The sequence below is a fragment of the Aeoliella sp. genome (assembly GCF_965227375.1).
Taxonomy (GTDB): Bacteria; Planctomycetota; Planctomycetia; order Pirellulales; family Lacipirellulaceae; genus Aeoliella.
Map to the genome: position 1 here is coordinate 2,752,832 of NZ_CBDDFX010000002.1, position 13,637 is coordinate 2,766,468.

General features: G+C 59.6%; 13 protein-coding genes and 1 tRNA gene. 3 read left to right on the top strand and 11 right to left on the bottom strand.

Annotation, left to right across the window (positions count from 1 at the left end; all coding sequences use genetic code 11):
- Window positions 1-49 precede the first annotated feature (49 nt).
- The 3 genes from ACQK2L_RS23680 to ACQK2L_RS23690 all read left to right on the top strand — a co-directional run bounded on the left by ACQK2L_RS23680 (window position 50) and on the right by ACQK2L_RS23690 (window position 3,695).
- Window positions 50-1,177 carry a DUF1559 domain-containing protein gene (locus ACQK2L_RS23680; protein ID WP_425399519.1) on the top strand — a complete coding sequence of 376 codons (1,128 nt, stop codon included), beginning with the start codon at window positions 50-52 and terminating at the stop codon, window positions 1,175-1,177.
- 62 nt (window positions 1,178-1,239) lie between these two features.
- Window positions 1,240-2,541, top strand: a complete 1,302-nt coding sequence (locus tag ACQK2L_RS23685; protein ID WP_425399520.1) for a hypothetical protein — start codon at window positions 1,240-1,242, stop codon at window positions 2,539-2,541.
- Window positions 2,542-2,606: 65 nt separating this feature from the next.
- A complete protein-coding gene (locus tag ACQK2L_RS23690; protein WP_425399521.1) occupies window positions 2,607-3,695 on the top strand; it encodes an N-formylglutamate amidohydrolase in 1,089 nt (362 codons plus the stop codon).
- A gap of 314 nt (window positions 3,696-4,009) precedes the next feature.
- On the opposite strand, the gene ACQK2L_RS23695 is transcribed toward ACQK2L_RS23690, so the two are convergent.
- The 11 genes from ACQK2L_RS23695 to ACQK2L_RS23745 all read right to left on the bottom strand — a co-directional run bounded on the left by ACQK2L_RS23695 (window position 4,010) and on the right by ACQK2L_RS23745 (window position 13,524).
- A tRNA-Val gene (locus ACQK2L_RS23695) sits at window positions 4,010-4,083 on the bottom strand.
- Window positions 4,084-4,183: 100 nt separating this feature from the next.
- Window positions 4,184-4,471 (bottom strand): Sec-independent protein translocase subunit TatA/TatB, encoded by a 288-nt coding sequence (locus ACQK2L_RS23700; RefSeq protein WP_425399522.1) that lies wholly within the window; start codon window positions 4,469-4,471, stop codon window positions 4,184-4,186.
- A gap of 52 nt (window positions 4,472-4,523) precedes the next feature.
- Window positions 4,524-4,697, bottom strand: coding sequence for a twin-arginine translocase TatA/TatE family subunit (gene tatA / locus ACQK2L_RS23705; RefSeq protein ID WP_425399523.1), 174 nt, complete (start codon window positions 4,695-4,697; stop codon window positions 4,524-4,526).
- A gap of 208 nt (window positions 4,698-4,905) precedes the next feature.
- A complete protein-coding gene (locus tag ACQK2L_RS23710; RefSeq protein WP_425399524.1) occupies window positions 4,906-6,678 on the bottom strand; it encodes a hypothetical protein in 1,773 nt (590 codons plus the stop codon).
- 1 nt (window position 6,679) lies between these two features.
- Window positions 6,680-7,123 carry an ExbD/TolR family protein gene (locus ACQK2L_RS23715; protein WP_425399525.1) on the bottom strand — a complete coding sequence of 148 codons (444 nt, stop codon included), beginning with the start codon at window positions 7,121-7,123 and terminating at the stop codon, window positions 6,680-6,682.
- 9 nt (window positions 7,124-7,132) lie between these two features.
- On the bottom strand, window positions 7,133-7,819 hold the full coding sequence (locus tag ACQK2L_RS23720; RefSeq protein ID WP_425399526.1) for a MotA/TolQ/ExbB proton channel family protein: 687 nt from the start codon (window positions 7,817-7,819) through the stop codon (window positions 7,133-7,135).
- 91 nt (window positions 7,820-7,910) lie between these two features.
- Window positions 7,911-8,519, bottom strand: coding sequence for a hypothetical protein (locus ACQK2L_RS23725; RefSeq protein WP_425399527.1), 609 nt, complete (start codon window positions 8,517-8,519; stop codon window positions 7,911-7,913).
- Between the two features lie 252 nt (window positions 8,520-8,771).
- Complete coding sequence (locus ACQK2L_RS23730) at window positions 8,772-9,638, bottom strand: BON domain-containing protein (protein WP_425399528.1); 867 nt, start codon at window positions 9,636-9,638, stop codon at window positions 8,772-8,774.
- Window positions 9,639-9,871: 233 nt separating this feature from the next.
- The gene (locus ACQK2L_RS23735; RefSeq protein ID WP_425399529.1) at window positions 9,872-10,183 is read right to left on the bottom strand and encodes a hypothetical protein; all 312 of its coding nucleotides are present in this window, start codon (window positions 10,181-10,183) and stop codon (window positions 9,872-9,874) included.
- A 1,164-nt stretch (window positions 10,184-11,347) separates the two neighbouring features.
- Window positions 11,348-11,545: a hypothetical protein gene (locus ACQK2L_RS23740; protein WP_425399530.1), complete on the bottom strand. Its 198-nt coding sequence runs from the start codon at window positions 11,543-11,545 to the stop codon at window positions 11,348-11,350.
- Window positions 11,546-11,625: 80 nt separating this feature from the next.
- Window positions 11,626-13,524, bottom strand: a complete 1,899-nt coding sequence (locus ACQK2L_RS23745; protein ID WP_425399531.1) for a thioredoxin-like domain-containing protein — start codon at window positions 13,522-13,524, stop codon at window positions 11,626-11,628.
- Window positions 13,525-13,637: the final 113 nt, after the last annotated feature.

A 13,637-nucleotide genomic window follows, 5' to 3' on the forward strand; every position in this document is an offset into this window, starting at 1 on the left:
CGCCAACCGCGCAAGGCTTTTTGGGGAATTAGAATTGAGGACAATTGAAATGATCCCGTCTGCCACGGAACGCAGGTGTAGCCCGATCAGGCGCCTAGTGCCTTCCAGTCGGTCTGCATCCTGCGCAGGTTTCACGCTAGTAGAGTTGTTGGTGGTAATTGCCATCATTGGCATCTTGGTCGCATTGTTGCTGCCCGCCGTGCAAGCCGCCCGCGAGGCCGCGCGTCGGACGCAGTGCATGAACAATCTGAAGCAGATCGGACTTGGTCTGCAAAACATCCACGACACCGAAGGCGCTTTGCCCCAAGGCGTCTATACAAATCCCACTGACGATCAGTCGCCGGGGCTAAGCTGGCTCACCCGGTTGTTGCCGTTCATCGAAGAGCAAAACAAGTTCGATCGGATTGCCGCGCACTATCCCCCGGGCTGGAGTGGAACTGCGTGGGAATTCTACCGCCACTTCGACTACGCGAAGTCTGAGGACCGCACGATTCCGACCGGCGACCAGCCAATCTCCACATTCAGGTGTCCTTCGGCCGATATGCCCGAGGTCATCCCGTTTGACTCGGAGATCCGAAGCTCCGCGCGTGGTTATGCGACCTGTTCCTACAAAGGCTCCAAGGGCATCGGTGGGAGTGGCCTCCTCATCCGGCCTGACGCGGGGCGGGCCGGTGATCAGTACACGATCAATTTTAATGATGGACGTGTCCCCGCCCAACACCGGATCCTGCGCCCCAAGCGAAAGCGGTATCGCTTCAAGGACATCACCGACGGCCTGTCCAATACAATGGCTGCCGCCGAGTCGTCCTATGCCATCGAGTACTTCAACAATCGCCAGCGATGGCCAATGTGGATCGGCACGCCAGGTGGCGACTGGGATGAAGTAGTGCTGTTCAAGACAAACTTCCATATCAATTGCGGGTTCGGTGAGAAGAAGTGGTTCTGGGAGTGGGATGATCCGCAAGTGTTGGCCGCTCGAGCGGAACTCGACGCCTTCGGTGATAGCCGCTGGAAGAGCGATGTGAACGACTGTGCTTACGGTTGGCATCCTGGCGGTATTCTCGCAGTTTTCGCCGATGGTTCGGTCCACTTCGTCACCGAAGACCTCAGCATCCGCGACCACGTCTATCTGGGTGACCCAAAGGACGGCGAGTTGTTTGTGGAGTTGGATCTGTGATTCAACTCCAGGCGTTGCGGAGCAGTAACCTTCGAAGGATTTCAGGATGGGCCGCGAGTGTGATGCAGTTAAGCATCCTGTGCGCAGCGCTAATTCTCTTACCCCCTCCCGCGCAAGCCATCCAGATTACGCTCGACTACACGCTCGACGAGCAGAACGAGAACTGGTTCGACCCGACATCAGAGGTCGGTTTGATGCGACGCGGCGCCGTGGGCGCAGCGGCCGAGTTCCTCTCACAGATTATCACGAACGACGACTGGAGCCCTTTGAACTCGCTCGACGAGTCCTTCACACTTACGGATATCGCTGCTTCGACAATCCGCGGCCTGAATGGGCAGTTGCTCACAGGATCTCCTGAGAGCGACGGGGAGGGCTATAGCTACTCGAGCAGCAGCAACAACATCGACACGATCAACCGTGACAGTGTTGCCGCGAACGAGTATGTCGTGTACGTAGGTGCGTTCGCATTCGACTCGGGTACGTCGTCCAACGCCAAAGGCGGCTACGACAGCAACGACCGACGCAACTCGGCGGGGTTTGCTGGAACGGAGTTCAATACCTGGGGTGGGAAGATCTACTTCAACACAGCCAAGACCTGGTACGCCGGTTCGCCACCGGGGATCGACCCTACAGACAACTATGGTTACCAGGATCCGGACAAGTCGCCATCCAGCGACTCGAGCGACGACAATTGGGACTGGTCGACCTCTTCGGACACTTGGAAAGGATTCCAGCTCAGCACCATCGATCCTTCGGCAAGCGGCAACCGTGACCTTTACGCCACTGCGATGCACGAATTGATGCACGCGTTGGGTGCAACTACGAGCATCATCGAGGACTATGTCGGCGTTAATTCCAGCGGCGACTTTATCGGGCAGAATCTGGTGGCGGAGTACGGCGGGCCTGTGCCTGGCGATGGCGGGCATTTCGAGACCAACGTTCAATCGATTGTCTGGGATTCTGACGACATTGTTTCGGAAGTGGTGCTCGATCCTAACTCTCTTGCAGGTGTGCGTAAGTACTTCACACGATTGGACGCAGCGTTGCTGCGCGACCTTGGTTACGATGTGCTTGATTCGTTCAACCCACCGCCATTGATCGGCGACTTCAATGCAGATGGTATCGTCGGCATTGCTGATTATACTGTATGGCGTAACCATTTCGGCGGCTCGGCGATCCTCCCGAACGACAATACACCCGGCGCGGTGCTCGTCGAAGACTACAATGATTGGCGGCTCGCCTTTGGCAGCAGCTTCGGTGACAGCGTGGCAGTGCACGCCGTCCCGGAGCCGGCGAGTCTCATTGTCAGCCTTGCACTCACAGTAATGGGATTTCGACTCCGCACCCAGTTCTCTGCATCATGATGGAAAGCTGCACTCACCGTGTTTATCGGCGGCGACGCTTAGGTGTAACTGCACGACTTATGGTCATGGTCGTGGTCCCGATCGCTGGTTCAAGTGCCCGCGCGGACGATCCACGCGACTTCCTCGAGATAAGTGTCGGGACTCTGCCAATCATCATTACTTCTCCGCATGGTGGAGGGATGATTCCCTCCGATGTTTCGCCACGGGTCTGCGACGTAGATGGGGAAGTCTGCCTGAACGATCAAAACACCCATCTGATCTCGGCCGCCCTGGGTGACGAGCTGGAGCTGCTTACCGGCGCGCGTCCCTATCAAATCATCAATCGTATCGACCGTCTGTACATCGACCAGAATCGAAGCAACAGCGCCAACCCCAACGGCGCCAATGAGTCATATGAAGATGGCGACGCTCGACCATACTATGAGTTCTATCACGGCGCGGTCCGCGAATCCCTCGATCGCGTCCTGCTGGACCACGGTCGGGGTTTGTTGATCGACGTACATGGGCAAAGCAGCTACCCCAACACCGTGATTCGCGGTACCCGCAACGGACAGACCGTTACGCAGTTGTTGGAACTCCACGGCGAGGAGGCACTCACGGGTCCAAACAGCGTGTTTGGCCAACTTGAAACACTTGGATATCCGGTTACTCCGCCGAACGTGCCGCTATCAGAAGAACGCGAAACGATCTACAACGGAGGATACACAGTCGCAACCTACGGAAGTCACCGGACAACTGGAATCGATTCCATCCAAATCGAATTCAGTCGAGAGTTCCGCACTACGCCTGGCAATCCGGATATTTGGCAACAGTCGGCAAGAGACCTCGCTAAGGCAATTGAAGTTTTCTACAACACTTACCTAATTGAACCAACGATAACAGGTGACTACAACAACGATGGCTTCGTAAACTTGGCCGACTACACGGTGTGGCGCAACAATCTGGGAGCAGCGGACGAGGCGGTGATTAACGACGGGGGCGATGGCCTTGCGGGGGTCGACCTCGGCGACTACGAGGTATGGAAGCAACACTTTGGAGCTGCGATAGGAAGTGTCGAATCGTCGCACGGCGCTCAAGTGCCCGAGCCGAGTGCTGTTCTACTCCTACTCTTCACGCTTGCGGGTGTCGTGCCTTATCGTCCCCGGTCCGCCTGAGCCCGAACCGTCGGTGCGGTAATGGACTCCTTAGTTAAAGGCTGCCATGTCGCCGGCGAGGGCATCATCACTGAAGGAATCCTGCAGGGGATGCGAAGCGCGCCCCTCAGGGGAGCCACTTCGGAGGCCTTCTCGTCCCCATACTTCCGGTCTGCTTCTGGCAGCAATACCTTGGGCCGAGATAGAGTTTTTGGCATCGGTGCGGTGCCTCCAAAACTTGCTAAAGGTAGCCAATGGCTACCTTTGTGTTTTGTCGGCCGCACCTCCAACCATTGGAGGGTCGCCTCGAAGGGCTTATCGGCAAAGAACTTGAGTGGGCGACACTGGATTCGAACCAGTGACCTCTGCGGTGTGAACACAGCGCTCTAACCAACTGAGCTAGCCGCCCATCTTTTGGCGTTCGGGACGCCGGATCGGAAGAGGAGATTTTAGCATTCGATGCCCGAAGCCACCAGTGGCTTTCGCCCATGCTAGAACTGCAATGCGGTCTAGTTAGCCGCGGAAGAGCCGGAGGTGGCTTCTTCTTCGCGGGGTGGGCTGGTGGGGGGTTCGAACTTTGGTGCGGGTTCGTCGCGGTGGTCGTCCAGGTCGAAGCGGGCGGCGTCGGCGCCGGAGTTTACCGCATCGTTGAACTCGTCCTTCACGCCCTGCACGCCCTTCTTAAATTCCGTAAGGCTCTTGCCCAGCGAGCGAGCCACTTCGGGCAGTCGGCTGCCAAATAGCAGCAGCGCCACGACGCCGACAATCATCAGTTCTGGATAGCCGATTCCGAACATACTTTTCTCACCTTGCCCGCTCTAGCAGAGCTAATGAATTTCTGCGTCGAGTCTAGGGCGTCGGATCCTTGCTGTCGTCCGCCGGTTTTTCATCAATCTCCTTGATGCCCTTCTTGAATTCGGTCAGGCTCATGCCCATCGAACGCGCAAGCTGCGGAAGGCGGTTGCCGAACAGGAGCAACACAACAAGTAAGACGATCAGGATTTGCCAGTGGCCGGGAAACATCTCTGAGTACCTCGTAGCGAGGAAAGCCGCTCGGTGCAGTCCAAACGGAGGGGGTGGGCAATCGGACGCAAAGCCGCCCGACCGTTGACCTTACAGTATAGACCAACGCTGACTGTAATTCTACAACCGCGCGGGGCCTCGTCAAACGCGGCCAGTCGTTATAACCGCAACAAATGCCGTATTTTGCCGGTCGAAAGGCCCCGTGGACCTACCGCTGGGTAGATTCGCCGCGCGGACGACTCGCCACCCAGGGGCTGTTGCCGCCACCCGGAGAGCCGTACCGATAGTAGACCTCCAGGCACATGGCGGCCATGGCGGTGGTGTAGACGCGGCCTCCGTAGCCTCCCCAGACCGTGTTGGGACTCCAACTGCCGGTGTTCGCACCGTCGGTCACTTGGGCGCCGATCAATTCGCGCTTCATCCGCTGGTTCCAACGGTCCCAGGTATGCTGAGCCGCCAGTCCATCGTTTTGTGCGTGATGCAAAGCGAGCGCCGCGTAGTACCAATAGTAATAGTTGGTCAGGTCGTCACCTGGTAGTTCGCTACCCAAGGCATTGAGTGCTTCGGTTTGCGCGCCGCCCTTCAGCGGAACGCCGAGCACTTGGCGGCAGTACATCGCCTCGGCGGTCATCGAGCGACTCCAATTGGCCTGGGTATTGTAGGCGGCCAAACCTCCCTGGCGGCCGCGAGCTACGCGAGCCAGGAAGCTCTCGACGCGAGCCCAAGTTTCGTCGGGCACGTGGACACCGGCGAGTTCCGCGCTGCGCAGCGCCATGATGATCCACCCCAGCTGACTGACGTCGCCCGGGTCGCGAGGTCCATACCGCCAGCCACCTACCGACTTATTCTCGGTGGATAGCAAATAGTCGACCGCGCGGCGGACCGATGGTTCAAGTCGCTTGTCCTTGGTGAGTGCATAGGCCTCGGCCAGAGCGAAAGTCGACATCGAGTGGCTGTAAGTTCGGGCGTACTTGGTGGCTCCTCCCGCCAGACAGCCTTGGTTGTCTTGCGAACGAATTAAGTACGCCAAGCCGCGGGCGACTTCGTGTTGATAAGGTCCGTCGAGGTGGGTGTGCCCTGCCCCGAGAAAGGTCAGCAGCGCCAACCCGGTCACCGCCGTGTCGGCCTGGCTGCCGGCGCTCAGGCGGTTGTGACCGAGTACGTACATTTCGCGCCCCGCTTGCCAACGGCTGGCGTCCCAACGTCCATCGGCGGCTTGCGCATCGGCCAACCACTCGAGGGCCATGCCGACCGCTTGCTCCGTTTCTCGGCTACCACCTTGCTCGATGACCGACTGCAATCGGTCGGGTTTGATCCGTTCGGCAAGCGAAGCAGGCACCGCGGGCGGAGCGAGTTCAGCAGCCGGTTGCGGTGGAGCGGGTAGTGGAGTGGGCTGCGGCGCGGCTTGCTGTGGCGGCTCCTGCTGCGCGACCTGCTCCGGTTGCGCCGGCTCTGGAACCTCCGCCACCGCTTGTGGCTTCACGGGCTCCTCCGCCATTTCACTCGGCTCCGGCTTTTGGACCGGCTCAACAACTGGCTCCGCTTCAGGTTCCGGCATCAAATCCGGCGGCGTCAGTGGTTCCTCTGGCTCTGGTGGCGCTGGTTCTTCGGTGGGTTCCTCGCTGGGCGCCTCCACTACTTCAGGAACTGGCTCTTCGGTCGGCTGCTCTGACACCTCCGGGGTCGAGGTAGGCGTATCGGGTGCTTCGATCGAAGGCTGCGGCGCCATCGAGACGATGGTCACACGAACCGGTTTGTCCTTCTCCGCGCCTGGCGGCATGCCAACGAAGCGAATCGTCGCCGCAATGCCGATCAGCATGGCGTGCGCGGCGAGCGACATCAACACGCATCGCCACATCGGCCGCCGGCGAGCCCATTCGGTGCGTAGCAGCAGAAGCGACCCAACGCACACCACCCCCATGGCACCCCACAGCGCGAGGTACCCTACCGATACGGCGACGATGATGGGCGTGGTGGGCACGTCATTTACGCGTTGAGGATTTGCTCTGGCTCATGGCCGTTGCCAGTTCGACCGTAATGCCAATCTGAGTGACTTCGGCCTCGTGGCACGCAGCCAGCGTGTCGGCCACATGCTGGAACGGGCAATTCGCGTCGCCATGTAGGATGACGTCGAGGTCGGGCGTGGCTTGCCGAGCTGCGGTCAGTTGAGTCACCAATGTCGCGCGGTCGACCGACTTGCCGTCGAGTTCGATACGACCGTCCGCAAACACGGTGACCGCCTTAGGCTTGTTCGGCACGGCGGCCTCGCCGGCGCTGCCGACCTTGGGCAGTTCGAGTTCGATGCTACGATCGATTTCGGTGAACTTCGTGGCCACCATGAAAAAGATGATCAGCAGGAACACGACGTCGATCATCGGCGTCAAGTTCAATTGGATCTGATCGTCTTGGCTGGTCTTGAGTGGCATAGTGTGGGGCTACGCGGCCTTCTTCTTGCTGCGGTTTTGGCTTGCTTCGGCGGAGATCAGGTTCACCAGCTGCTGTCCATGTTGGTCGATCTCCATCACCAGCGAGTCGACGCGGCCGACGAAGTACATGTAGAAGATCAAAGCAGGAATGGCGACGAACAGGCCCGCGGCGGTGGAGAGCAGCGCCTCGCTTATGCCACCGGCCAATAGTTCAGGGCGTCCCATGGCGTCGCTGCCAGCAATGGCGTTGAAGGCCTTCATCATGCCACACACGGTGCCGAGCAATCCAAGCAGCGGGCAGACGGTGGCGACGCCGTTAATCACGCGCAGGTATCGGCGAAGCACATTGGCGGTGCGTTCGCCTTCGTCCAGGATCGCCTGCTCAACCTCGACGGCCGGTTTGCCCCACTTCCGCACGCCCGCGGCAAACACGCGGGCCATGTGGCTCGAGTCGTCTTCGCAGTACTCCAGCGCTTCGTGCCGATCGAGCGTTCCGTCTTCCACCTGCGACAAGAAGCAATGGATGTACGGCCCCGGCAGCACACGCCCGCGGCGGAGGCTCACCAGTCGCTCGAACACGACCACCAGCATGACGAACGACGCCAGGGCGATGGGCCAGATGCTGAGCCCGCCGGCCAGGGCCATTTCGAGCAGGCTCTGGGTAGGTATTTCGGTGGTGGCTTGTGTGGCTAGCATGCAGGGACCTCACGATACGCCGCTAGCCCCGTCCAACATTGGGCGGGGCTAACAGGCTTTCCGACTATGGTTTACTTCGGCTCGATGCGGCTCAGAACTGAGCCGAGCCACCGTCGTCCACATTACCTACCATGTGCAGGTGGTTGTGGTCGATGTACAGCACCTCTCGGGCGTCTTCGTCCACCAGGCGGTGCGGCACCGGCCAGCCGATGTTGCGTACGTCCTCGTAGTACACCGTGCACTTGTAGTGGGCGTGGTGCTGCTGGGCGGGACCGATGAGCGGATAGACGCGGGGCGGATCGACGTAGTCGGCGATCTTCTCCTTGACGATCCGCACGTTGTTGCGGTTACGCTCGTACAAGCAGGGCCAGCCGCCTTGGACCGGGTTGGCCTTCTCCATGGCGACCATCACTTCGTCGTCGCTAGGAGCATCGAGCGCCACGGGCTCGCTGCCCGAGGTGATGGGGCCCAGGATAGGAACGCGGGCGTAGCGTTCTTTGTACCAGAACTCGTCTTCCTTCTTCTTCTGGAAGTACGGGCTCACGGGAATGGGAATCGACGCCATGCCGAGGCTGGGGCCCAGAGTCTGCAGACCCCAGAAACAGCCTGTCGAGCAAAGCGACGAAGCGCCAATGATGAGTCCCATGGCCAGAGTAATGGCCCTGCGCGGTGCGAATGTTGGTCGAGCGGTCGGTTGCATGGATCAACCTTTGATTGCAAATGGGAGATAGCCGGATGAGTTGGTGGATAAGCCACGCCACGCGAAGCGGGCAAGTCGCTGCTGTTGTTATCGAGATAATCTGGGTGGATCTTGCGGGTTGTTTGGAATTTGACGAAAAAAGTTTCGCGGCCAGTTCGCTAGCATCCACAAGGTCGCTCGCTAACTACGAAAAAACTCGGCCTTCCGAGGAAGGCCGAGTTCTCGTTTGCTGTCGCTAGCATCGCTCAACAATCACTGAGTTTTGCAGTGGCTGAAGTCGAGCATCCACCAGCCATCGTCCCATTCCAGGGTGACCTTACGCCATCCAAGCGGCACTTGGGGATAAGGATAGAACGGGCCGATGTAAGGCCAGGCAGTCGGCGAGTACTGCTTGGGGTACGTCAGAGCCGAGTAGTTCGGATAAGCAGCGTAGCTGGGCCAAGCGTAGTTGGGCATATGAGCGTTGTCGTAGCTCATGCCAACCGCGCCGCCGTTGGGCACGTAGCCCGAGGGCATGGGACCCATGCCTCCGCCGTATCCGCCGCCCATGCTGCCACCCATACCACCGGGGCCGCAGTAGCTAGCAGGAACGGGGCGACCTTGGTTGCCAGCAGTGCGAATGACATTCGCCTGATGAGGAGTCATCGGGCGGGGCATCCGACCGGCCGCCGCGGAGCGACGAGCCATCTGCGGGCGAGCAACCGGAGCCTGTGCTGTCGCTGCAGCCGGAGCTGCGGCCTGCGACTCGTTGCTGGCCAGCGAGATGCCAGCCTTGCTGGCGCTTTCGGTCGGAGCAACCTGCGCCTCGGACGATGCCGATGCAACCTGCCCTTCAACCTCGAGCTTGGAGATCACCTGGTCAACGCCTTGGACGCCACGAGCCAGTTCGACCGCCTGCTGCTCTTGTTCGGTGCTGGTCACGTTGCCCAGCAGCCAGGCCACGCCGTCTTGATATTTGACGCCCAGCCGGTAATTCGAAAGTTGCCCACTCTCTTTGATCGAGCTAGCAATCTGCTGCGCCATCGCGGTGTCCTCAGGCGCTTGCGCCCGGACCGAGTTAGCAGCCGTGGCTACTAGCAACGCGCAGGCGTACACGAGATGAATCGAACGCCTTCCCATTTTCCCCCCTCCTAGGTTTTAGTGAGTCGACGACCCCTGCCAATCCAAGGATCCCCAACTTCAGCCCGACCCTCTCCGTCGGGACTCGAGCATTGATTGAAGTGCCCCCTGGCATGCACCGCTTGGCAGCGCAGCGAGGCGACGCTATAGACTTCGGCAGACGGTGGTAGCGAAGGGGAGTTTTTTTCCGGTTTTGCCGGTCATTTCACCGCGGGCGTGCTAGCAGCGGCCGGTTAGCCCAGTGGTTGCTCTTCGCCAGCGGCGAACGCTTGGAGCACTCGATCAGGCTCGTAGCTCTGCCGTTCGAAGCAGGTAACCACGGCCATTAAGCCCAAAGTGGTGCCCGAGGCGGCCCAAAACGGCTGCTGTGAGAGAAAGCCCACCACCGCGACTACCCCGACCAACGCCATGACGACGGTCATCAGAAAGTTGGTGCAAAACGCGCAAGTGGGCCCCAAATGGCTGCGACTGGAAATAGCGAGCACGATTCCAACGAGGTGAATGGCTAGCCAGACGTGGGGCGGGACCCAGTGAACAGCTTCCATGCTGCGAACTCCGGGGCGAAGGCGTGGGAGGGAGGTTGGTGGGCCGAACAATAGGTGCAATCGCCCCAGGCGTCAATCGAGAATTGCCCCAACCCCAAGTCTTTTCACACCTTACGCGCAGCTTCGGCATGATCGTTGCTTCTCTAGTCCAGGCGGTGCACTGCGCTCATGGTTCGAGCGTGCGCACATCCACCCTTGCAATCGTCCCACCACGTGTGCGGACGAGCGCAGGAAGTACCGATTTCCGGCCGGCCGCGACCTGCGGGGCTTGCCAGGGAGTCCGTCGTCCAGTGCTTCCGATCAGAAGGCACCTACAATCAATCGCGTGGGGCTGCAACTGCCTCCAACCACGGACATGCGGGGACCGCTGAAGGCTGAAACTTCGGTGCGGGAGCGTCCAAATAGGACTTCTGCGCACCTGACGCCAAGCGTCCTTCGCTCTTCCGGAGTGGCTGCGCAACCCCCATTTCGCCCCTACAGGCAAGGGCTGTACGACCGCCCATGCGCCATCGAGGAGCGGAAAGACCTGCGCCAAAGTTGTGTCGGCTCAGCGAGCTGACGACAGCGCGTGCGCCCCTTGCGATGCCCCCTGCGCCTGGCGCGAGAGCCACCAGGGGAGTTCTGCGCTCTCTGTGCAACCTTGGGCGTTTCACCAAAATGGTGAAACTGCCTCCCTATTTGTGTGCCTTCGTCGCAAGGTATTGCGCCAGCTCGACTTAAGTGATGCGTTGACAGCGACTCCGAAGCAGCCGAGCCAGTCGTCGGGGATCGCAGTCAACTGCAAGTCTTTACTAGGGCTCGATTTAGCTCCTATAGCGGGCGACGTCACTAATCTCGTGAATTTCGCTGGCCGCCGGTTCGAACCGCAGGACCACCTTCGAACTAAATCTCGAATCCCTCGGGACCTCTCTCCGCTGAGAAATGCGTCCCGCAGAGTCCGAAACGGGGCGGTTTCGACGAACATCGGACTGTTCTGGCCCTTTGGCACAGCCATTGCATTTGGCGGTTGCTGAGTGCGGATGGTGATTAGCCATCCGAAGAGTTTGATGAGTCACCCAGTCTTTCGGCGAAACGGACCTGACCCAACGAATCGCCTGTTCGTCGAGATAGATAGCTATGAAGGAGGGGATGATGAGCTACGGAAGTCAAAACATCGATTACGCTCTACGCGCCGGTTTGATCGACGCTGTTGATACCGAAGATTACGCCGAAGAGAAGCAGCCACGATACAGCCGCAAGCGCTCCACCTTGGCCCAGCGCAAACGGGGCCGGAAGCGTACCGCGAATGCCCCGAGCTGCGGAATTGGCGGGCGTCGTAATCGCCGTTACCACGTTTAAGTCAGCGGCAGCGACTGAGACCATAAAAAAACCACGTGCCAGTCCTCGGTCGAGGCGGCACGTGGTTTTCTTTTTTGCTTCGCTACAGACAGAGCTAACGCGACTTAGCGGCGGCCGATTTGGGGCTCTTTGCCAAGCACGCGTTTTAGTTCGTTCTCCAGCTCGGTGATGTGGACGTTGCGGTTGGCCACTTGGCCCTTGTCGTCCACCAGCAGCATCAGTGGAAGCGTCATCACGCCCATCTCGTTAGCAAGGCGGCCATCAAGCCCGCCCTCGTCGTACACGTGCTTCCAAGGCATGCGGTTTTGCTTCAGGTACTTCTCGGCTTCGGACACGCTGCTGTCCAGGTTCACGCCGATGATGTCGAACCCGCGACGCGAATACTTGTTGTGGAGCACCTTCAGCTCTTCGATGTCCTCCTTGCAGGGCTCGCACCACGTGGCCCAGTAATGGATGAGCACGTACTTGCGGCGGTAGCCAGCCAGGTTAACTTTGCCACCTCCCACGGCATCGCCGGCCAGGGGCATCGCCTTGCCGATCGATTGCAAACGACGCACCGCTCCAGTGGCCTTCTTACCGGCGTCGCTGTTGGGGAACTGCTTGGCCAGTTTGGTGTACCATTCGATGGCCGATTCTTCCTCGCCCGCGAATTCCTCCTCCATGCCCAACTGCAGCATGGCCTCGGCCGTATCGGGGAAGTTGGGGTAGTCCTTGGCAAACTTCTGCAGCGATTCGAGCCATGCGTCGCGGACCTTCGTGTAGTTGGACTTCGGGTCCATGCTGGACTTGATGTACTCCGACCACAGCCGGCGGAATTCGACATGCGCCTGCAGTTCCTTCGAGGCTTTCTGCTTCTTTAGCTCCGTGGCAAGCTGTTCGATCTGCTCGATGGCGTCGTAGTACTGCATGGTCTGCACGGCGGCGCTCAGCATATCGACTTGCTGGCGTTGCCATTGTTCTCGATCGCTACCCGCGGCGCTCTCGGCGGCCAGTTTCTCCAGCACCGCCACGCGTTTTTTGGTAACAGCGATTTGCTGGTCGTTCGATCCTCCCAACTGCGAGTCGAGCTTTTCCAGATCGGCCAGCAGCTGCTGCACTTTCTCCGAAGGAGCGTCGCCGCTTGGCATCGCGGCCATCGATTCGGTTTGCGGAGCGGCGAACAGCTGCGCCACGGCGGACGAGTCGCCGATCTGCGGCAACCCAATCAGTCGCCAGGTGTCGCCCATCTGCACCATGGCGCCCAGGTAAACTTGCTCCGGCTTTCCACCGTTGTCGACCAAGGCTGCGACGTTTTCGTAGACGTGCAGGTCCTGCTTCACTCCATCGCCACCGGCAGGAATAATGGCCGGACGGCTGGCGCCGAAGTCGAGGAACATCGTCGACTTGCCCACCAACTTCTGGTCCTTGGCGAACTTGGCAAAGTCAGACTCTGCTTCACTAATGCCCTTGGATACGCGGTCCTTGAGTTCGCCGCTGAAGCCCAACCTGTCGATGTCCTTGCTCGAAGGCAACAACGTGGCGTACAGGCGGGCGTCTTGGTTCTGGATTGCTTGAATGGCGACTTCGGCCACTTCGTAAGGGGAAATCCGCTTCCAGGAGTCGATCTTCCCGTTTTCGTCCTCATCAATGGCCCATCGCGTGCCGGCCGAGTGGAACCAACGGTACTGGTCGGCCTTGCCGTCGAAGTCGGCGTCGATGTCGCGGTAGACTTCCAGGCCGTTCTTGAAGTAGCTCCAGGTGTCGATCACCTTGTCGGAGTTCGAGTCGCTGAACCGCCGCAAGACCTTACCGTCCGGGTCGGTAACCACCCAAGTGGTTCCTCCATCCACCAGCTTGATGTTGCACTTCTCCACGTCGCCGCTGTCGGGCTGATCGTAGTCGATATTGGCCTGGATGGGCTTCAAACCCAGTGCTTGCTGGATGGTGGCGCTCTGGGCTGCGGTTGCCACAGCGAGCGTGAGAAAGGTGCTGGTAATGACGAAAGCCGAACTTCTTAGCGACATGGCGGCATCCTTGCGAACTGCGGGGGGCAGAAAGTGGCCCGTTTAAGTGCGAAACCTGACGTTGGCAAGGAAGAATATCGAACCTTCCGCCCTGCGACTAGGTCAGTGTTCTA